Source organism: Bacillus sp. FSL R5-0712, from assembly GCF_038593285.1.
Taxonomy (GTDB): Bacteria; Bacillota; Bacilli; order Bacillales; family Bacillaceae; genus Bacillus; species Bacillus safensis.
In genome coordinates this window covers 2,370,458-2,389,628 of record NZ_CP151981.1, presented here as the reverse complement: position 1 = coordinate 2,389,628, position 19,171 = coordinate 2,370,458, and the positions used below count along the sequence as shown (strand labels likewise).

General features: G+C 40.7%; 22 protein-coding genes. 16 read left to right on the top strand and 6 right to left on the bottom strand.

Going from position 1 to position 19,171, the window contains the following annotated elements; all coding sequences use genetic code 11:
* Positions 1–10 precede the first annotated feature (10 nt).
* From NSU11_RS12155 to NSU11_RS12145, 3 genes are read right to left on the bottom strand one after another with little or no spacing between them, the layout of a single operon-like run.
* Positions 11–709, bottom strand: coding sequence for an amino acid ABC transporter permease (locus NSU11_RS12155; RefSeq protein WP_342493594.1), 699 nt, complete (start codon positions 707–709; stop codon positions 11–13).
* Positions 706–1,566: an amino acid ABC transporter substrate-binding protein gene (locus tag NSU11_RS12150; protein WP_171464535.1), complete on the bottom strand. Its 861-nt coding sequence runs from the start codon at positions 1,564–1,566 to the stop codon at positions 706–708. Before NSU11_RS12150 ends, NSU11_RS12155 begins: the two co-directional genes overlap by 4 nt.
* Positions 1,563–2,327, bottom strand: a complete 765-nt coding sequence (locus NSU11_RS12145) for an amino acid ABC transporter ATP-binding protein (RefSeq protein WP_171464534.1) — start codon at positions 2,325–2,327, stop codon at positions 1,563–1,565. The genes NSU11_RS12150 and NSU11_RS12145 overlap by 4 nt, the downstream gene beginning before the upstream one ends.
* A gap of 144 nt (positions 2,328–2,471) precedes the next feature.
* On the opposite strand from NSU11_RS12145, the gene NSU11_RS12140 reads away from it, so the two are divergent.
* A complete protein-coding gene (locus tag NSU11_RS12140; protein WP_171464533.1) occupies positions 2,472–3,635 on the top strand; it encodes an acyl-CoA dehydrogenase family protein in 1,164 nt (387 codons plus the stop codon).
* A 125-nt stretch (positions 3,636–3,760) separates the two neighbouring features.
* Positions 3,761–4,549 carry a BPU family class D beta-lactamase gene (gene blaBPU / locus NSU11_RS12135; protein ID WP_263905431.1) on the top strand — a complete coding sequence of 263 codons (789 nt, stop codon included), beginning with the start codon at positions 3,761–3,763 and terminating at the stop codon, positions 4,547–4,549.
* A gap of 55 nt (positions 4,550–4,604) precedes the next feature.
* Here blaBPU and cyoE read toward each other — a convergent pair whose 3' ends face one another.
* Positions 4,605–5,510, bottom strand: coding sequence for a heme o synthase (cyoE, locus tag NSU11_RS12130; protein WP_149126452.1), 906 nt, complete (start codon positions 5,508–5,510; stop codon positions 4,605–4,607).
* Positions 5,511–5,639: 129 nt separating this feature from the next.
* Here cyoE and NSU11_RS12125 point away from each other — a divergent pair, with 129 nt between their 5' ends.
* The 9 genes from NSU11_RS12125 to NSU11_RS12085 all read left to right on the top strand — a co-directional run bounded on the left by NSU11_RS12125 (position 5,640) and on the right by NSU11_RS12085 (position 11,678).
* Complete coding sequence (locus NSU11_RS12125) at positions 5,640–6,242, top strand: TetR/AcrR family transcriptional regulator (protein ID WP_149126453.1); 603 nt, start codon at positions 5,640–5,642, stop codon at positions 6,240–6,242.
* 64 nt (positions 6,243–6,306) lie between these two features.
* Positions 6,307–6,552, top strand: a complete 246-nt coding sequence (locus tag NSU11_RS12120; RefSeq protein WP_232624187.1) for a hypothetical protein — start codon at positions 6,307–6,309, stop codon at positions 6,550–6,552.
* A gap of 46 nt (positions 6,553–6,598) precedes the next feature.
* On the top strand, positions 6,599–6,961 hold the full coding sequence (locus NSU11_RS12115) for a hypothetical protein (RefSeq protein ID WP_232624188.1): 363 nt from the start codon (positions 6,599–6,601) through the stop codon (positions 6,959–6,961).
* Positions 6,962–7,492: 531 nt separating this feature from the next.
* A complete protein-coding gene (locus NSU11_RS12110) occupies positions 7,493–7,840 on the top strand; it encodes a YxiJ family protein (RefSeq protein ID WP_149126454.1) in 348 nt (115 codons plus the stop codon).
* Between the two features lie 247 nt (positions 7,841–8,087).
* Positions 8,088–8,957 (top strand): alpha/beta hydrolase, encoded by an 870-nt coding sequence (locus NSU11_RS12105; protein WP_197172654.1) that lies wholly within the window; start codon positions 8,088–8,090, stop codon positions 8,955–8,957.
* Between the two features lie 72 nt (positions 8,958–9,029).
* Positions 9,030–9,386 (top strand): winged helix-turn-helix transcriptional regulator, encoded by a 357-nt coding sequence (locus tag NSU11_RS12100; protein ID WP_029708013.1) that lies wholly within the window; start codon positions 9,030–9,032, stop codon positions 9,384–9,386.
* Between the two features lie 242 nt (positions 9,387–9,628).
* A complete protein-coding gene (gene hxlA, locus NSU11_RS12095; protein ID WP_234107244.1) occupies positions 9,629–10,261 on the top strand; it encodes a 3-hexulose-6-phosphate synthase in 633 nt (210 codons plus the stop codon).
* Entirely contained in the window at positions 10,258–10,815 is a 558-nt protein-coding gene (gene hxlB / locus NSU11_RS12090; RefSeq protein ID WP_234107243.1) for a 6-phospho-3-hexuloisomerase, read from the top strand. Before hxlA ends, hxlB begins: the two co-directional genes overlap by 4 nt.
* A 137-nt stretch (positions 10,816–10,952) precedes the next feature.
* On the top strand, positions 10,953–11,678 hold the full coding sequence (locus tag NSU11_RS12085) for a DsbA family oxidoreductase (protein ID WP_133744229.1): 726 nt from the start codon (positions 10,953–10,955) through the stop codon (positions 11,676–11,678).
* A 146-nt stretch (positions 11,679–11,824) separates the two neighbouring features.
* Here NSU11_RS12085 and NSU11_RS12080 read toward each other — a convergent pair whose 3' ends face one another.
* Complete coding sequence (locus tag NSU11_RS12080; protein WP_133744228.1) at positions 11,825–12,913, bottom strand: GntR family transcriptional regulator; 1,089 nt, start codon at positions 12,911–12,913, stop codon at positions 11,825–11,827.
* Between the two features lie 273 nt (positions 12,914–13,186).
* On the opposite strand from NSU11_RS12080, the gene NSU11_RS12075 reads away from it, so the two are divergent.
* From NSU11_RS12075 to NSU11_RS12060, 4 genes are all read left to right on the top strand, one after another.
* Positions 13,187–14,812, top strand: a complete 1,626-nt coding sequence (locus NSU11_RS12075; protein WP_342493593.1) for an FGGY-family carbohydrate kinase — start codon at positions 13,187–13,189, stop codon at positions 14,810–14,812.
* Positions 14,806–15,510: an L-ribulose-5-phosphate 4-epimerase gene (locus NSU11_RS12070; protein ID WP_025092857.1), complete on the top strand. Its 705-nt coding sequence runs from the start codon at positions 14,806–14,808 to the stop codon at positions 15,508–15,510. The genes NSU11_RS12075 and NSU11_RS12070 overlap by 7 nt, the downstream gene beginning before the upstream one ends.
* 17 nt (positions 15,511–15,527) lie before the next feature.
* Positions 15,528–16,949, top strand: a complete 1,422-nt coding sequence (gene araA, locus NSU11_RS12065; RefSeq protein ID WP_342493592.1) for an L-arabinose isomerase — start codon at positions 15,528–15,530, stop codon at positions 16,947–16,949.
* Between the two features lie 81 nt (positions 16,950–17,030).
* Positions 17,031–18,371: a sugar porter family MFS transporter gene (locus tag NSU11_RS12060; protein WP_047201943.1), complete on the top strand. Its 1,341-nt coding sequence runs from the start codon at positions 17,031–17,033 to the stop codon at positions 18,369–18,371.
* A gap of 39 nt (positions 18,372–18,410) precedes the next feature.
* Here NSU11_RS12060 and NSU11_RS12055 read toward each other — a convergent pair whose 3' ends face one another.
* Positions 18,411–18,623 (bottom strand): hypothetical protein, encoded by a 213-nt coding sequence (locus tag NSU11_RS12055; RefSeq protein ID WP_024427922.1) that lies wholly within the window; start codon positions 18,621–18,623, stop codon positions 18,411–18,413.
* 250 nt (positions 18,624–18,873) lie between these two features.
* Between NSU11_RS12055 and NSU11_RS12050 the strand changes: the two genes are divergently transcribed.
* The gene (locus NSU11_RS12050; RefSeq protein ID WP_341082278.1) at positions 18,874–19,167 is read left to right on the top strand and encodes a CotD family spore coat protein; all 294 of its coding nucleotides are present in this window, start codon (positions 18,874–18,876) and stop codon (positions 19,165–19,167) included.
* Positions 19,168–19,171: the final 4 nt, after the last annotated feature.

The following is a 19,171-nucleotide window of genomic DNA, read 5'->3' as shown; positions in this document are numbered from 1 at the left end:
AATCGCCTCCTTAACGTGACAGACTGGTACGGCCTTTTACAAATTTCTTTTCAAGCAGCATGGTGACTAGTTCAATGCTCATACAAATGAGCCAGTACACAATCGCAATGATCACATACACTTCAAACATGCCGATTCCATAGTTATTTCCTAAGATGATCTTCACCTGCCCCATAATATCGATGAGTCCGATCGTAAAGGCAATCGCCGTGTCTTTCACAAGATCAATGGTGTAATTTCCGAGGTTTGGCAGGGCAATGAGAAAGGCCTGCGGGATAATGATCCTGATCAAGGCCTGTGTATCTGTCATCCCAACAATGTAGGCGGCTTCCAGCTGATCCTTCCCAACAGACGAATACGCACTGCGAAAAACTTCAGATAAATAAGCCCCCGTATGTAAAGAGAACGTCATCATCACAAATAACACACGATCCCAATGATTGATTTGAATTCCTGCCACAAGTAAAAGCTGAGGAAGTCCAAAATAAATTAAGAATAACTGAACAATTAATGGCGTACTTCGTGTAAAAGATAAATAGACAACAGCCAATTGCTTCAGTACTGGGATTTGCTTAATACGAATGCATGCAAATAAAAGCCCTATCAAGATGGCGAAAAACAATGACACTATAATAATGAGAAAAGTGAGTGGCAGGCGTTCAAGCACCTGTAAAAAGATCCGCAGCCAATCTCCAGCTGTAAACGTCATGACGCTTCCTTCCTTTCTTCATATTGATAGCCTTGCTCTGAGATGTAGTCAATATCTTGAAAGAAATCAACCCCAAACCACTTTTTCGCAAGCTTAGGCAGTGTTCCATCATCAATCATCTCTTGTGTGACCTGGTCCAAGTCTGCTGCAAGCTGCTTCTCACTTGGCTGTAAGACAAGATAGATCGGCTCCTTTGACACGATCCCGCCCACTTTGACCTTCAGATTCAGATGCTTTTGAATGGTATCGAAGGTCGAAATATTCATAAAGGCCGCATCGGACCGTCCGCTTTCAACACGCTTTAAGTTGAGTTCATTTGAAGGGCTTTCAATGGTTGTCAGCGGAATATCTGGATCATGTTCTTCATTATATTGATTTAATATGGAACGCAATCCGCCGCTGGGACTGACAGGAGCGAGCTTTTTTGATGTCATATCGTCAAGCGATTGAATATCCCGGTTTGATTCATTCACAATTAATCCTGTCATCGAATAGCCGTACGGAACTTTAGGGTAAAGAAACCGTTTTTCACGTTCAGGGTTACTGAAAAACCAATTAGCTGCCATTTCAAACTTCCCCGCGCCAACACCAATTAAATTGGATTCTTCCTCGCCAAATATGTAATCAAAATGTATGTGTGGAAGTCTTTTTTTCACTTCATTTAAATAATCAATGTTATAGCCAATCGGTTCGTTTCGGTCATTTGTGGCTAAAAAGGGTGGATTGACCTCTGCACTCAGAGCGACTTTCACAATTTGTTTTCCATCATCTGTTGTTGTTTTCACGCTGCTGCAGCCAATCAGAGAGAGGAAAATCAGAAGGACACCAGCTGTCATGAATGCTGCCTTTTGCTTCATATGTCTTCCTCCGATCCTTGCCACATTCCGCGATGAATCCTGGATACAAATTGTTTTGTTCGTTCATGCTGAGGCTTCATGAGGACGTCTTCTGGTGAGCCTTTTTCAACGATTTCCCCATCTGCCATAAAGATCACCGTATCCGCTACGTCCTTTGCAAACGAAATTTCATGCGTCACAATGACCATCGTCATCCCTTGGCTCGCAATATCTTTGATCATTTCAAGGATTTCTCCGACCATCTCTGGGTCCAATGCGGACGTTGGTTCATCAAACAAAAGCACCGCAGGATTCATCGCAAGAGCGCGGGCAATTCCAATCCGCTGCTGCTGACCGCCAGATAATTCACTTGGAAATGCATCCTTTTTATGAAGCAGTCCAATCCGCTCTAAAAATTGCTCTCCAACCTTTTCTGCTTCTTTTTTAGACATGTTTTGGGACACAATCAATCCCTCTGTAATATTTTCAAGTGCGCGTTTATTTTGAAACAAGTGATAATGCTGAAAAACCATGGAAGATTGCTGCCTTAGTTTTAAAAGATCTTTTTTATGATATCGTTCAAATTGAATCGTGGCTTCTCCAACAGTCAGCTCTCCTTTGTCTGGAATATCGAGGCTGTTTAAACTGCGGAGAAGTGTTGTTTTTCCTGATCCGCTCGGTCCAATAATTGCGACCACTTCACCTTCTTGTACGGTGAAATCAATGCCTTTTAACACATGGGTCTGCCCATAAGATTTATGTAGATTAGTAGCTGAGATCATAAAAGCATCACGTTCCTTTGACAGATGTACTTAATATTGATAAAATTTAACACATTAAATCCTATAAGTAAAGTGTGTTTTATTCATTCCAATTGGAAAAATGAGATATCATAGATTGTAAGAAACAGAGGAGTTGGATACGTTTTGTCTAAAGCATTATTTGTCGATACCGATTTTCAAAAAACATGGCTCAATCAGCTGGAATCTCTTCGTGAAACGATCGAACAAAACGCAAAAAAACATGATGAAGGCGCTTATTTTCCTAAACAGAATATCGAATCATTAGTAAACATGGGATATACAGCCCTGTCTCTTCCCGCTGAATATGGAGGCGGTGGTCAATCTGTAACGGATATGGTTCTATTTCAAGAAACCCTAGGCAGCATGGACGGAGCGACTGCCTTATCGATTGGCTGGCACCAAGGAGTTGTTGGTGAAATTTATGAAAAGAAACTATGGAATGAGAAGCAGCTGCAATTCTTTGCGGAAGAAGTGAAGAAGGGCGCCCTTGTCAACCGCGCTGTAAGTGAGGCGCAGACAGGCAGTCCAACAAGAGGCGGCAAGCCTGGGACAACAGCGATGAAATCAGGTGATCGCTGGGTGATCAACGGACGTAAAATTTTCACTACGATGTCACCAGCTCTCACATACTTTTTAGTCGGCGTATGGATCGAAGAAAAAGAAGCCATGGGATTTTTCTTAATTCACCGTGATACAAAAGGTGTTTCTATAGAAGAAACATGGGATGTTGTCGGCATGAGAGGAACAGAAAGCCATGATTTAATCTTAGATCAGGTTGTGGTTTCAGAGGATATGCTTGTTGAAGTGCAAAAAGGACCTCGAGGCGGTACGTTAAACCCTTGGATCGCACATATCCCTTCCTGTTATTTGGGGATTGCGCAAGCGGCAAGAGATTATGCAGTTCAGTATGCCATCACACATTCACCGAACAGTATCAGCGGAACGATTAGCGAACTGCCAAATGTCCAAACACTGATTGGCGAAATTGATTTACTATTAAAGCAAGCACGCCACGTCATCTATTCAACGACAACATTGTATGAAAAGCCTGAGAAAAGAGAGCTGTTAATCAATGAATTCGGTGCTGTGAAGCATACAGTCGTAAATCATAGTCTGCAAGTGGTTGATAAAGCCATGCGTTTAGTCGGTGCAAAAAGCTTGAGCCTAGACTGTCCGCTGCAGCGTTACTATCGAGATATTCGTGCTGGGCTCCATAACCCGCCAATGGATGATATGACCATTTCAAAAATCGCGAGGCAGGCCATAGAAGAGAAAAAAGAAAGCTAATATGATCAGAAAGCCGGATGAAACCGGCTTTTTTTATTTGGCAGAAAAGAGGACAAGCGTACCTTATGTCTCATCACTCAGGCATGCTACAATCGATAGATATCATAGGAAAAGGAGCGATTTTTTTGAAGAAAAAGCATATGAAATGGCTGTTTTCAGGTTTCATGCTGATGGCACTTTGTATCGGCCAGCCTTCATCAAGTGAGGGAACATCACCAGCGTGGTCAGTAGATGAATTCATGAAAGACCGGGAAGGCACATTTGTGATACAAGAAGTAAAAGAAAAATCGCCATGGGTGTATAACAAAAAAAGAGCGAACAAGCGCTTTGCACCACAATCAACATTTAAAGTGGCAAATGCCCTCATCGGTCTCCAAACAGGCGCAGTGAGAGATGAATATGACATCAAATATTGGGACGGAGTAAAAAGAGAAATTGATAACTGGAATAAGGATCATACACTGGGCTCTGGCATGAGAGATTCAGTCGTCTGGTACTATCAAGCCATGGCGCGTGACATCGGAGAAGAACGCATGAGCTATTGGGTGAAAGCCATTCATTATGGGAACGAAGACATATCAGGCGGAATCGATCAATTTTGGTTAAGCAGTTCGTTGCGCATTTCTCCAGTAGAACAAGTCCATTTTCTTAAACAGCTATATGAAGAAAGTCTTCCATTTGACCTGTCTGTCATGAGAACGGTCAAACGAATGATGATACAAGAAGAAGAGAAACATGCCACCCTATACGGAAAAACAGGCTCCGGCTCAGGCATCGGCTGGTACGCAGGCTTCATCAAACATGAAAACAAAACCTACATCTTCGCCACAAATATCGAAGGTACCGGGCTAGAAGCAAAAGAAATCACTTATCGTATTTTGAAAAAATATCATTTGATTGAAGCATCCGTTTAGGATGCTTTTTTATATGAATTTTTATGGTTACCTACACAACTAAGGTATTCATAAATCAAAAAAATTGACGAGTAAGAGTATAGATAATGATAGTTGAATAAAGAGTTGTCATATAAATTAGTGAATAGACAAACATAAATGATGCCCACTTCTCGGAATTCATTCGCTTGTAACCAATAATACTTAAACAAATCCATATAAGGCCTAAGAAAAAAGACACAATCACAAGCCCTATGCTTAAAGAACGGAAAAGAAAACTGCTTAAGGTAATTGCTAAGATATAAAGATTCGTTTGCAAGTATGTTCTTTTCATTCCTTTTACAACAGGTAACATGGGAATGTTTGCTGCCTTGTATTCATTTTGCTTTCTAATAGCTATTGAATAAAAATGTGGCATTTGCCAAATAATCGTAATGAAAAACAACCCCAAAATAGCCGGGTGTGAGATGTCTGATGAAATAGCCGCCCAACCAATGAGAGGCGGCATTGCCCCAGAAATACTACCAATTTCCGTGTTGTAAACGGTTTTTCTTTTACTCCACATTGTATAAGGGAAAATATAAAAAAGTAAACCAATCAATCCTATAATAGCTGCTAGATAGGTTGTAAATGCTAAAAAAGCCAATCCTAAAATAGACATTAAGATACTCAGCCATAGAACTTTTTTAGGATTGACTTCTCCTGTTACAGTAGGTCTGTTTTTTGTTCTATTCATCACGGAATCTATGTCCCTATCATACAAATTGTTTAAAGCTCCAGCAGCACCAATTAATAAAATTGAACCTGCAAATGCTAATAGTATCTCAATAGATTTATTAAGGATGTCAATTTGATAAGTGTATAATGCCAAGGTTAAGCCAGCACACATTGGGATTAAATTTGATTTAATAATTCCTGATTTAACTGTTTGAGCTATTATGTCCATTTTGGTTTTGTGAATTTTTTTCCCCATCTTTCGCATTGTTTTGCTCCTTTTTAATAGCGATTAATTATTTATGCTGTACAGCAAGATATATACCTTGTTGAACTTATATACTAATTGGTATATTAATTCTATATGGTGTGATTGTCAATATAAGGAGGTTAAGGAATGATTAGACAAAGGAAAACGCAAAGTGAAAGGAAAGATGAAACACGGAAATTACTCATAAATTCTGCAGTTGAGAATTTCGCCAAGTATGGTTTTCATGGGGTCTCCATTGATAAATTGGCAGAATATGCGGGATTTAGCAAAGGGGCCTTTTATGCGCATTTTCATTCAAAGGAAGAGATCTTTTTGGCTCTATTGGAACAACAAATGCAATTACATGTAGAAAAAATCAATGCTTTATTAACAGAACAGCCTTCTCTTTTGCACTTTCCTGAAAAAATGAATCAACAGTCTATTCAAAGACGTGAAGAAAATCGGACGTGGAGCCTGCTAAATATGGAATTTCTTTTGTATTCAATGAGAAATGAGGAAGCAAGGCGTCAGTGGTCAAATATGATCTTACAATCGGTAAAACAAATCTCTCAATCCATTGAGAAGTTAATAAATAAAGAGAACCTTACATCTACTCTTTCATCTGAGGAAATGGCATGGACAATTCTTTCATTGGAAAATGGAATAGCAATATTTCACTTTATTAGTCAAGACCATATACCACATGATTTATTAGAAAAATCTTTAAAAGGAATAATTTCCTCTAAATAGAAATGAAGGTTCCTTAGTTTGAATGTGGTGGAGATAGTGATTCTAGAAAGGTGGATTTTAAGAAGTGTATTTGGAAAATATACAATTAATGTCAGATGATGATCGTGGAATTTTAGCTAGCCAATCCCTTTGTATGACTGAAATGTTTTTTTACGAATTAGAAAAGAAATTTCAAACGAAAGATTGTGAGGCTATTGTTTTGATTTGTGGATCTTTTAAAGACTACAAATTAATTAGTACTTCAAAAGATGAACCTGACATCTTATTTTTAAAAAATACGTACGAAGCTGGAAGTACCCTTCAGTTATAGTGAATTTGAAAATGCAACCAATAAGAAAAAAATCTTAGCTGATACTTTGGAAAAATCGTTGCTATATCTGTGTGAATTAAAAAAATGGGATAGTCAGCTAGTCAAAGCTACATTTAAGAAAATGAAAGAGAAGGAATATAAAGCGGAAATTAAAGGAAAAACAAAACTGAGTCCCGATAAAAAAAAGAAAGCTTACCCACTTATTGAATTAGATTTAAAGCAGTTTACTCTTTATCTTGTAGTTGAAGACAATAAAAGAAATATCTTAGATAAAAAATTAATTGCTGAAACCGATACCTACTTAGAAGAAATTTCGTATCATATGCGAGAGCTTAAGTGGCTAACGGATAATGAAGTGGCACTTTTCAAACGTGCACATAAAACAGTTTATACAAGTATACGATTATAGGAAAAACCGTGTAGAAGTCGAGGGGAAAATTCAGGGTGTAATTGTGAAAAATACAAATAAGTATTATTGGAAATGTGCCTTATATTATGATATTCAATATAAGGCACATTTTTAGTTAAGCAATTAAAGAAATAAATGATAACCAATGATGAATGTAATTCTAGGAGGTTACTGAGCATGTCTCTTTATGGTCTTAGAGGTTACTGATCCAAAAATGACTAAATTTTTTAACCTGATGGTAGATGTAGCAAATACACTATTGAAAGCATTTTTTCTTTATATTTTAAAGGTATGTTAATGGAGGAAATTATCAAATATAAATTCTATAATTCGCTCAAATATTGGAGAAAATATAAGAAAAAGTTGATTTTTCGTCATTCTGTTTTAGAGAGAAGGTAATTAATTAATATAAATTAAAAAAGAACTGGAATCAACAATACATTTGAATGTAAACAAACGATATTCATACTTTATAAAAAAAATTGAAAGACTGATTATCTTAAAAGCATTGAGAGAAAGGTGTAAAGATCCATGAACATCAGCCAAGATAAACAAGAGTTAATCAATGATTTGAAGCAGCGCTATCAATATTGTTTTTATTCAGATTCCCCTGAAGAGATCCTATCTTTTGAGGAGGAAACTGGTATGTGGTCCGCTGATTTTTATGAATTTTTCACTCTTGTGACAGGCAGCTTAAGTTATGTGATCGATCATAAACGAATACCAAAAAAACAGTTAAACGTGCTGCGTCAGTCATTTGAAGAGCAATACCCTCAAATCAAATCATTTCAACACGTCCTTGAATCGTATCCTTTATTACATTCCTATATCCAGTACCATGAAGAAACAAGAAAACGAATCATTGCACTTATACAATAACCTCTTGGAGGATAAGCTATGACATTGGTTTTTAGATGAAAAATCCAGAATCTAATTCCTGTTTTCGATGTCAACCCTCTAGAGCAAATCAATGAATTTCACCACTTTAAGGAGTATAATAAATATTACGACTTGACCACTTGTTTTGCTCTTGCACATCACATACGAATCTAGTATCAAATGAATCGTGCTAGTTTCTCTACATATCTGCTAAACATGCTTCCCCATCCCAACACAGAAAGGTGCAATGACATTGAATCGAATCATGAAATGGCTCTTATTTGCGGCGGTCATCGCTGGTTTATTGGTATGCGCATTCTTTGTGTTCCGTTTCAACCAGCCTAAGCCGACAACCAATATCCATTATGCAGACACACAAAATAAACAGCAAACACTCGATATGTCTATGCCGAAGGGCAAAGATGAAAACAAAAAGAAGAAGCATCCTGTGATGATCTATCTCCATGGCGGAGGCTGGACAGGCGGCGATAAGAATAGAGTCGCTTCAAAGGCTGATTATTTTACAGGTCAAGGGTATGTGTTTGTTTCGATGAATTACAGGCTTCATCCTGATGCTAATTACGAGCAGATGGCAGATGATACAGCAAACGCCATTAAATGGGTGAAGGATCATGCGGATGAATATCAAATTGATTCATCAAAAATCAATGTCATGGGTCACTCAGCGGGCGGTCATTTGACGGCGCTGGTTGCCACAGATTCGACCTACTTAAAACGTGTGGGGCTGTCGCCAAAAGCGATCAATTCCATCGTGATTTTAGATGGGCCGTTAAACCTCAATCAATTTATACAAGCTATCCCATCGTACAAAAAAGTCTTTGGCAAACAAAAGGAGAACTGGACAAAGGCATCACCTGTCACTTATATGAATCAAAAGAATTTACCGCCTGTCTATTTGGTGACGGGCTGGGAAAATCCTGAGGTTTACCGATTTGCTGAAAAACTGAATCATGACAAAGGCTCTCGATTTGTTTTTCGTGTTCATACGCTAAGCCACAGTGACCTGAACAAATGGTTTGGATCAGACAGAGCGCCAAAAGAAGCACAAAAAATGACAGAGGCTGTGATGGCTTTTGTCAAAAAACAAAATCAATAATAAAGACCGTATGCTCGGGCAATTCTTTTTGCCGCAGTATAATGATAAAGTGGTTTGAAATTAAAGGAGTGTATGTTGTTGTCATCACGAATGGAAAATAAAGTGTTCAATTGCGAAAAAGAGCTGACGCTGAATATTATCGGCGGTAAGTGGAAAATGCTGATTTTATGGCACCTTGGCAGAGAAGGAACAAAACGTTTTGGTGAGTTAAAGTCGTTAATGCCTGGGATTACGCAAAGAATGCTTGTCAATCAGCTAAGAGAATTAGAGGAAGATCACATTGTTCATCGGGAGGTTTATCCTGTCGTCCCGCCAAAGGTTGAGTATTCTCTCACAGAATTAGGAGAAAGCTTAATGCCGATTTTAGAGGCGATGTATGATTGGGGAAAACAGTATCTCGACAGCAATTTTTTAAAGGACGATAAATAGTCATATCACCGATTGTAGAGGCTAAAATTACTTATTTTAGCCCTTTGTCTTCTTTTCATTCACACTGAGATACTGGCCAAAAGACAGTATCTTTTTTGTAACCATATGCGGAAAAGTATAGTATGTAAAAAAAAAGTGCGTACTTGGATTACGTCATTCCTGTTGTTATACTCATTTCATCGTTCAAGACGCATCATCCGCGGAGCTCTTGAAGATGAGATGATAAACGGGAGTGAAAGTTGATGAAATTACAATTAGCATTAGATTTAGTGAATATACCAGAGGCGATTGAGCTGATCAAAGAAGTAGAAGCATCCATTGATGTGGTCGAAATTGGGACACCTGTTGTGATTAACGAAGGGCTTCGTGCTGTAAAAGAAGTCAAGCAGGCTTTTCCGAATTTACGTGTACTCGCTGATCTGAAAATTATGGATGCTGCCGGTTATGAAGTGCAGCAAGCATCTGAAGCAGGAGCAGACATCGTCACCATTCTTGCAGCGGCAGAAGATATGTCCATTCAAGGAGCGGTGAAAGAAGCGAAAGCAAGAGGAAAACAAATTTTAGTTGATATGATTGGTATCAAAGATATTGAAGCTCGTGCAAAAGAGCTCGATGCGCTTGGAGTCGATTATATTTGTGTGCATACAGGCTATGATCTGCAAGCGGTTGGTCAAAACTCATTTGCTGATCTTATGACGATTAAACAAGTTGTCAAACAGGCAAAAACAGCGGTTGCAGGAGGAATTAAGCTCGATACGTTACCTGAAGTCGTGAAATTAAACCCTGATTTAATCATTGTCGGCGGCGGTATCGCAAGTCAGGACAATAAAGCAGAAGTAGCGGCACAAATGAAGCAGCTGATCGCACAATCATGAAGACCAGCGACTATGTGAAAGTCATTTTAAATGAACTTTCTGAGCATTTGTCAGCCATTCAAGATGAACAAGCAGAGCACCTGGTTACAAGTATTTTATCATCACAAAAAGTCTTTGTGGCAGGTGCGGGCAGGTCTGGCTTGATGGGAAAATCGTTTGCGATGAGACTTACGCATATTGGCGTCAAGGCTTATGTGATTGGTGAAACGAATACGCCTTCCTTTACAGAAGAGGATCTTTTGATTGTCGGGAGCGGATCTGGCCGTACAGAGTCTTTGCTTGTCCTTGCAAAAAAGGCAAAAGCAATTGGCGGAAAAGTGGCAGCGTTCACGCTTTCTGCTGAGTCACCTTTAGCTGATCTATCGGATGAAGTCATCTTATTGTCAGGTGCACCGAAGGATCAACAGGATGGAAACCATCATACCATTCAGCCAATGGGCTCACTATTTGAGCAGTCGCTTCTTCTGACATACGATGCGGTCATTTTAAGGTTAATGGAAATAAAAGAGCTCGACACACATACAATGTACGGTCACCATGCAAATTTAGAGTAGATATTTTCAAAGCCTTTCCTTTCATAAAAGGAAAGGTTTTTTCATTTATCAAGAACAGAATCTTGACATCATCTATTTGATGTAACTATAATTGTTACATCGTTAAAGAAAAAGTGCAGCACGGAAGGAAGATGAACATGAAAGTACAAATTTGGTCAGATATCGCCTGTCCTTTTTGTTATATAGGAAAAAAACAGCTGGAAACAGCGCTAGAACAATTCCCAGAGAAGGATCAGGTAGAGATAGAGTTTAAAAGCTTTGAGCTTGATCCCCACGCACCTGTTGATGTCGATCATGACGTTCATGATATGCTCGTCAAAAAATATGGCATGAGCCGCAGCCAGGCCATGGCGATGAATGAGCAGGTGAAGCAGGCCGGCAAAGAGAAAGGGATCGATTTTCAATTTGATCCGCTCGTGTTGACCAACACCTTTGATGCCCATCGATTGGCGCAATATGCTGGTCAAATGGGGAAAGGCGATTTCGTTATGGGAGAGCTGTTTCAAGCATATTTTACAGATGGAAAGCATGTTGGTGATCGTCAAACCCTTTTACAAATTGCAGAAAAAGCAGGTCTTGATGAGAAGGAAGTACAGCAAGTTTTGGGCAGCGAAGCATTTGCCGATCATGTCCGAAAAGATGAACAAGAAGCGAGACAGCTTGGGATCAATGCTGTTCCGTTTTTCTTGATCAATGACAAGTATTCAGTTGCAGGTGCGCAGCCAGCCGATACGTTCCTGGGTGCACTTAAAACAGCTTGGAAAGAGGAAGCAGCTCAGGCAGAGAAAGCTGCTGACAATGCGTTTGAAGCGGCATGTGCAGATGGTGTATGTGCGGTACCTTCCCCTAAAGAAGAGGCGTAATAGATATGTTCCCTATCTTTTTATAAGATGGGGATTTTTTATTGTTTAAGGATGAGGGGAAACACATGTCTTTCACTTCAGGAATCCGACCTATTCACGCCTTATGCTGGAATTCTAAAATAAAATGAGCCACTTGGAGTAGGGGCTCATTTTATTCGTTTGATCGTTTCACCTGGAACCAATTCAGGCTCGTAAAACGTTTGATCAGGGAGATTCTTTTTTCCTTGTACTTTTTTAATCATCCAGTCTGCTGCATCACGGCCCATTTGCTCCTGAGGATGGGTCAGTGTTGTCAGCTTCACATGGGCATTTTTCTGAGCGATATACGAATTATCCTGTCCAATAATCGAGAGATCATCTGGAATGGACAGCCCGATTTCGCTGCATACATTGACTACTTCTAAACCCACCTCATCGTTATAGCAAACAAGGGCAGTCAGCTCATGCTGGTGCGCCATCAGAAATGTGTTAATTTGCTCCCCTAAATGCTGCTTCGATTCTGTATCGAAAAAAAGCACATGCTCAGGCAGGAAATTAAGCTTAGCTTCACCTAGCGCTTGAATATAGCCCTTCATCCGATATTTTCCTTGTAAATCATCTGTTTTTGAAATAAGTCCAATTTGTTGATGGCCTGAGGTGATCAGCTCTTTTGTGGCTAAATAGCTGGATTTTACATCATCCAAACAGAGAAAAGGAACTTCTAGCTGCTCATAATAGGCATTGATCATAATGAGCGGTACATCCTGTTCTTTAAAGGATAAGTAGTACGAAATGTTTGGATTATATAAATTGCTTTTCGTCGGCTCGACAATAAGTCCGTCCACCCCAAAGGACAGCATCATTTCCAGCGCTTTTTTCTCCTGCTCAACATCGTTATTTGTACTTGCCAGTAACAAGGAATAGTTCTCTTCGTTTAAACGGCTTTCAATGCCTCGAATGATAGAAGGAAAAATGTAATCGGATATGTATGTTGTAATGACGCCAATCGTTTTCATATGTGCATGTCCCGCAGGTTTTGTTTGATATTGATTGGTCACAAATGTGCCTGAGCCTTTTTCGCTGCGCAAAAATCCTTCGCTGGACAATTCCAAAATGGCTTTTCGAACTGTATGTCTGCTTACTTGATACATGTCTTGCAGGCTTGATTCGGTTGGAATACGCTCCCCGATCCGATAATCCCCTGTGAGTATTTTGCTTTTTATATCATCAATAATGATCTGGTACTTCTTTTTCATCGTTTCACTTCTTTCTCAGTTGATCATCTACTCGGATTGAGAAGAAATTGTATGGACATATTTTAACATGGTTGTCGGATCAAAAACAGGCGCTTCTCTTTTCTGTTATGACCCCTTCAGAAAAAATGAAAGTTTTTGTCGCATTATGTATGTACAACTATATTTATTATTGACATATGTACGTACAAATATTATATTGTGATTGTACCAGAGAATCAATGAATCTAGAAAAAGAAAATTGAAACCGCTATCAAAAATGGGGGTGAACGCAGAGTGGATCACAAAGAGACGGCCAAAGCCTTGAAAGAAGGACGGACATCTTTAGGCATTGAATTTGGTTCAACACGAATTAAAGCAATTTTAATAGATGAGGAATTTCAGCCAATTGCACAAGGTGCATATGAATGGGAAAGTTTTCTCCAGGATGGAATATGGACGTACAACTTAATTGATATCATTACAGGTCTGCAAGTGGCGTATCGAGAGATGAAAGAACAGGCCGAGCAAAAGTATGGTGTGACCATTCAAACCATTGGCTCAATCGGGGTATCAGCGATGATGCATGGCTATGTGGCATGTGATCATACAGGAGAGGTTCTCGTTCCGTTCCGAACATGGCGGAACGGAGCGACCATCGAGGCGAGTCAAAAGCTGACAGACGTATTTCAATTTCATATTCCAGAAAGATGGAGCATTGCCCATTTGTATCAGGCGGTATTAGAAGATGAAAAACATCTATCCCGATTAGAATATATGACCACTTTGTCAGGATATATTCACTGGCTGTTAACCGGAAAGCAGGCCATTGGTATTGGCGATGCGTCAGGGATGTTTCCGATTGATGAACAAACGAAGGACTACAATGAAGAAATGCTCCAGCAATTTGAAGCATTGATTGCAGAAAAAGGCTATCCGTGGAAGCTTCGCCACCTTCTGCCGCGTGTCTATTTAGCAGGCGAAGAGGCTGGCGTGTTAACGGCAGCAGGGGCAGCCATTTTGGATCAAGGAAAACATTTGCAGCCAGGCATTCCATTTTGCCCGCCGGAAGGTGACGCTGGAACGGGCATGGTGGCGACAAACAGTGTAGAAAGACGGACCGGAAATATTTCTGTTGGGACGTCGGTTTTTGCCATGATTGTGCTGGAGCAGGATCTAAAAGGTGTGTATCCAGAAGTGGATATGGTTACGACGCCGGATGGACTGCCAGTTGCCATGGTTCATGCGAATAACTGTACAAGTGACCTAAACGCTTGGATGAATATATTCAGAGAGGCATTTGAAGCACTTGGCCTGCAAGTGGAGTCAGAAAGGTTATACGAATCCTTATTGCAGCAAGCTTTAGAAGCAGATCGAGATGGCGGCGGACTCTTAAGCTATGGCTATTACTCTGGTGAAAATATTACGAGACTGCCAGAAGGAAGACCTCTTTTTGTCAGGTCTCCTGAAAGCCGCTTTAACCTTGCTAATTTCATGCGCACCCATTTGTTCTCTGCTTTTGGTGCTATGAAAATAGGCATGGACCGATTAAAGGAACAGGAACATGTAGTGATTGACCGATTACTAGGGCATGGGGGATTATTTAAAACACCGCTCGTTGGACAAAAAATGGTTGCCGCAGCGCTGAATACACCTGTATCAGTTGTTTCAACAGCGGGAGAAGGCGGTGCGTTTGGGATGGCTGTCCTTGCTTCATATATGGTCCATCATCAGCAGCAAACATTGGCTGAATTTCTCACCCATCGCGTATTTGCCCATACATCAGAAGAGCTCATGGAGCCCGATCCACTCGATGTCAAAGGTTTTAACGAATTTTTAAAGCGCTATCAAAATGGGCTTGCGATTGAAGAAGCGGCGGTAGCACATCTCATGCCAACGAAAGGAGTGACGACGGTATGCTAGATCGCTTAAAAGAAGAAGTGTATCAAGCAAATTTAGATTTGCCAAAATACGGACTTGTGAAATTTACATGGGGTAATGTCAGTGCATGTGATCGTGACAGTGGTTTGTTTGTGATTAAGCCGAGCGGCATAGCGTATGACCAGCTATCAGCAAAAGATATGGTCGTGGTGAACTTTGATGGTGAAGTGGTGGAAGGGGAATTCAGTCCTTCGTCAGATACAGCTACACATGCAGTTCTTTATAAACACTTTGAGGAAATTGGTGGTATTTCACATAGCCATTCCATGTGGGCTACCGTTTGGGCGCAGGCAGGACTTGATTTACCAGCAATGGGCACAACACATGCCGATACATTTTACGGCGCCGTTCCGTGCGCTCGATTTCTAACAGAAGAAGAAGTCAATCGGGGTTATGAGGTAGAAACGGGCAAGCTGATCATCGAAACGTTTGAGAAAAGAAACCTAGATGTGATGGCGGTGCCGGGTGTATTGCTTCAAGGGCATGGTCCATTTACGTGGGGGAAAGATGCAAAAAGTGCGGTCACAAACAGTGTGATTTTAGATGAAGTCGCCAAAATGAATCTTTTTGCCAAGCAATTGAACGAATTTGCGGAGCCATTGCCGCAGCGAATTTTAGATAAACATTACTTAAGAAAACATGGAAAGCATGCGTATTACGGACAAAAACCTTCAACATAAAGAAAAGAGGGATATCTATGTTAACAAGTCAGAAAAAAGAGTTTTGGTTTATCGTTGGGTCACAGCATTTATATGGTGATGAAGCACTGCAAAAAGTAAAAGCAGATGCACAAAAGATGACGGATGCTTTAAATGAGAGCGGTTTACTTCCTTATCCCGTGATCTTGCAAAACCTGGCTGTCAGCGCCGATCAAATCACAAAGCTCATGAAAGAGGTCAATTATCGCGATGAAGTTGTCGGCGTGATGACGTGGATGCATACATTTTCTCCAGCAAAAATGTGGATACGCGGCACCAGTCTTTTACAAAAGCCTCTTTTGCACCTTGTCACACAATATTATGAAAAGATTCCGTGGGACACGATCGACATGGACTATATGAATCTCCATCAATCCGCACATGGAGACAGAGAATATGGTTATATCAATGCACGTTTAAATAAACAAAACCAAATTGTGACCGGTCATTGGTCAAAGCCGGAAGTGCAGCAGCAAATTGCTGATTGGATGGACGTTGCGGCTGCCTATCATGAGAGCTTTCACATCAAAGTAGCCCGGTTTGGTGACAACATGCGGCATGTGGCTGTGACAGAAGGCGATAAAATCGAAGCACAGATTCAATTAGGATGGACCGTTGACTACTTTGGAATAGGCGATCTCGTCGAATATGTAAATGCAGTAGAAGACGAAGAGGTAGATGCATTATTTGCTGAGTATTTAACGCAATATGATGTGAATTATGGAACGTATTCAGTTGAAGAGTGGGAAAAAAGTGTCAAGGTGCAGGCGCGATATGAGGTCGCCATCAAACGTTTCTTAGATGAAGGCGGCTATCGTGCCTTTACAACAAACTTTGAAGACTTACATGGGATGAAGCAGCTGCCTGGACTTGCGGTACAGCGGCTGATGGCAAAGGGATACGGCTTTGCTGGGGAAGGTGATTGGAAAACGGCCGCACTGGACCGCTTATTAAAGGTGATGAGCCATCATCAATCCACTGGATTTATGGAGGACTACACGTATGAAATGACGTCTGGAGAGGAAGCAGTGCTGCAATCTCATATGCTGGAAGTTGATCCAGCGCTCGCTCATACAAAACCTGTCATTGTCGTGTCTCCACTTGGTATCGGAAACCGGGAAGATCCAGCACGTCTTGTGTTTGATGGAAAAGCAGGCGATGGTGTCGTTGTCTCCATTGCGGATTTTGGAACACATTTCAAATGGCTCATACAAGAAGTCGAAGCCTTTGAGCCAGAGGAAGCAGCACCTCATTTACCAGTTGCGCGTGTATTGTGGAAAATCAAACCGAATTTTCAGGATGGCGTCAAAGCATGGATTAAAGAAGGCGGAGGCCACCATACAGTCGTGTCTCTCAATTTAACGGTGGATCAAATTGTTCATTTTGCAAAGCTTGTCGATGCAGAATATGTGGTTTTATAGAATGGGGAAAGGTCTTCTACTGGTTACAGTAGAAGCACCGGCTGAAATGAAAGCGGTTAATTAAGTGAGGGGGTCATCCACTTGGAGAAAAAAGTGTCAAGCAAATTTATCTTCTTTTTCGGGTCCTTTGCAGGCATCTTATTTGGATATGATATTGGTATTATTGCAGGGGCGGAAGGACATATTCAGGAAGAATTTCAGCTCAGCCCATTATGGCTTGGAATCGTTGTCTCTTCATTAATGGGCGGGGCCATCATTGGCTCCATCTTAAGCGGTCTTTTAGGGGATAAATTTGGCCGCAGAAAACTCATTTTGGTCTCATCCGTGATCTTTTTTGTCGGGGCGATCGGATCAGCTGTCGCACCAGAAGAGATTTCACTCACCATCGCTCGAATCTTTTTAGGGACAGCAGTAGGAACAGCTTCATCTTTGGTTCCGGCTTACATGTCTGAAATCGCTCCTGCTAAAATCCGCGGGAAATTATCTGGGCTCAATCAGCTCATGATTGTAACTGGTCTATTGCTCAGCTATATTGTTGCGTTTGTGTTTGAGCCCATCCCAGACAGCTGGCGCTGGATGCTGGGAAGTGCCGCTTTATTTGCGATCGTGCTTTATATTGGGATGCTGAAGCTTCCTGAATCTCCGAGATATTTGATTAAACACGGCATGGCTCATAAAGCACGGGAAGTATTAGGATCACTGCGTTCTTCTCGTGAAGAAATCGAATCAGAAATGCAGGAAATTTTAGAAGTCGCCAAAGAAGAACGCTCGGGGATTCGTGAATTGTTTCAAAAGAAATTCAGAATGGCTCTTTTCATTGGGGTTGGAATGGCAACCCTTCAGCAAATTCAAGGCGCGAACTCCATTGTCTATTATGCAACGAGTATCGCTCGGAATGTAGGGCTTGCACCTCAGGTTGCCGCAGGTTTTACAGTCATTGTCGGTGTCATTTTTGTCGTCACGACCGTGATCTTTTTACAATTTGTTGACCGCTTCGACCGCCGAACGATTCTCACCGTAGGAGGATCGGGCATGGCTCTTTCTTTCTTTGCTCCAGCCGCATTAGGTGCACTTGGCGTCAGTGAAGGAATTTTAAACTGGGTGACATTGATTTCACTTTGCTGCTTTATTTTGTGCTATGCCTTCTCGTGGGCACCGATCACTTGGATCATCATCGGCGAAATCTTCCCGCTTTCTGTCAGAGGCATCGGAGCAGGTATCTCTTCTGCCTTTAACTGGACCGGATCGTTAGCAGTTGGACTCGTTTTCCCTATCCTGGCAGACAAATTCAGCTTTGGGGTTATTTTCTCCTCATTTGGAGTCATCTGCTTAATCGGACTGTTATTCACCCGATTTGTGCTAGTCGAGACAAAGGGAAGAAGCTTAGAGCAAATCGAAACCGATATGGCAGCACGTGTATAAATAAAGAAAACCATCTATCCCATGTGGGTAGATGGTTTTTTACTCAAGCGTCTGTTTGAGCTCATTTGGCAGTAAATCAATCAATTGATCATAGGAAGACAAATCCAGCACTTCAAGCAGCGCGTAATATTTCGCATAGATTTCACTCAGCTGATCAGGATGGTTTGTTTGATATTGATTCAGATGTAATTGAGTTAGTTCAAGTGCAATGTCTAGCTTGTTTCGTTCGAATGGCTGTGTCGTGTTGATCATATCGTTCACCTCTTATTTGATAATGAGTGGAAAATATGCAGTGAATAAAAAGAGCTGATGTTTTGTTTTCATGAATGTTCTTTCTTCTTAATGTACCATTTGTATAATATGTTAAAATTGCCCTTTTGTAAAGAAAGACAAAACTAGATAGAGAGTGGATTTTTTAAAAAATAGACATGCATCTAATCACGAAAGGTGCCTCTGACATACGATAGAGTGTAAGTGAAAGACAACTTGAAGGGGTGTTAAGATGAGCCGAAATCGATTAGATGATTTCTTCTTTGGACCTCGCAGAGGAAACCAAGGAGGAGACGAAACGGTTGTTTTCCCCACACGTCAAATTGTCAACACAAGAACGAATGAACAAACGATCAGAAAAATTCACCCAACGCATATCACAAACGTCAATAAAAACATCAAAAGAATCGAAAACTACTATCCGGTCACTGAATCGACTCACAACGATTGTATTGTAGAAGAATACGATTGCGGCAGTGATATCAAAAACCCTTGCTGCCATCCGGTGAAGCGCTGTAAGTGGTAATGAA

What these genes read in the sequence shown, in the direction of transcription:
- hxlA (WP_234107244.1), top strand. Translation starts at nt 9,629, where the DNA reads ATGAAATTACAATTAGCATTAGATTTAGTGAATATACCAGAGGCGATT.
- NSU11_RS12080 (WP_133744228.1), bottom strand. Translation starts at nt 12,913, where the DNA reads ATGAAAAAGAAGTACCAGATCATTATTGATGATATAAAAAGCAAAATA.
- NSU11_RS12055 (WP_024427922.1), bottom strand. Translation starts at nt 18,623, where the DNA reads ATGATCAACACGACACAGCCATTCGAACGAAACAAGCTAGACATTGCA.
- NSU11_RS12145 (WP_171464534.1), bottom strand. Translation starts at nt 2,327, where the DNA reads ATGATCTCAGCTACTAATCTACATAAATCTTATGGGCAGACCCATGTG.
- NSU11_RS12050 (WP_341082278.1), top strand. Translation starts at nt 18,874, where the DNA reads ATGAGCCGAAATCGATTAGATGATTTCTTCTTTGGACCTCGCAGAGGA.
- NSU11_RS12070 (WP_025092857.1), top strand. Translation starts at nt 14,806, where the DNA reads ATGCTAGATCGCTTAAAAGAAGAAGTGTATCAAGCAAATTTAGATTTG.
- NSU11_RS12085 (WP_133744229.1), top strand. Translation starts at nt 10,953, where the DNA reads ATGAAAGTACAAATTTGGTCAGATATCGCCTGTCCTTTTTGTTATATA.
- NSU11_RS12125 (WP_149126453.1), top strand. Translation starts at nt 5,640, where the DNA reads ATGATTAGACAAAGGAAAACGCAAAGTGAAAGGAAAGATGAAACACGG.
- NSU11_RS12110 (WP_149126454.1), top strand. Translation starts at nt 7,493, where the DNA reads ATGAACATCAGCCAAGATAAACAAGAGTTAATCAATGATTTGAAGCAG.
- NSU11_RS12150 (WP_171464535.1), bottom strand. Translation starts at nt 1,566, where the DNA reads ATGAAGCAAAAGGCAGCATTCATGACAGCTGGTGTCCTTCTGATTTTC.
- cyoE (WP_149126452.1), bottom strand. Translation starts at nt 5,510, where the DNA reads ATGCGAAAGATGGGGAAAAAAATTCACAAAACCAAAATGGACATAATA.
- NSU11_RS12100 (WP_029708013.1), top strand. Translation starts at nt 9,030, where the DNA reads ATGTTGTTGTCATCACGAATGGAAAATAAAGTGTTCAATTGCGAAAAA.
- araA (WP_342493592.1), top strand. Translation starts at nt 15,528, where the DNA reads ATGTTAACAAGTCAGAAAAAAGAGTTTTGGTTTATCGTTGGGTCACAG.
- hxlB (WP_234107243.1), top strand. Translation starts at nt 10,258, where the DNA reads ATGAAGACCAGCGACTATGTGAAAGTCATTTTAAATGAACTTTCTGAG.
- NSU11_RS12105 (WP_197172654.1), top strand. Translation starts at nt 8,088, where the DNA reads ATGACATTGAATCGAATCATGAAATGGCTCTTATTTGCGGCGGTCATC.
- NSU11_RS12155 (WP_342493594.1), bottom strand. Translation starts at nt 709, where the DNA reads ATGACGTTTACAGCTGGAGATTGGCTGCGGATCTTTTTACAGGTGCTT.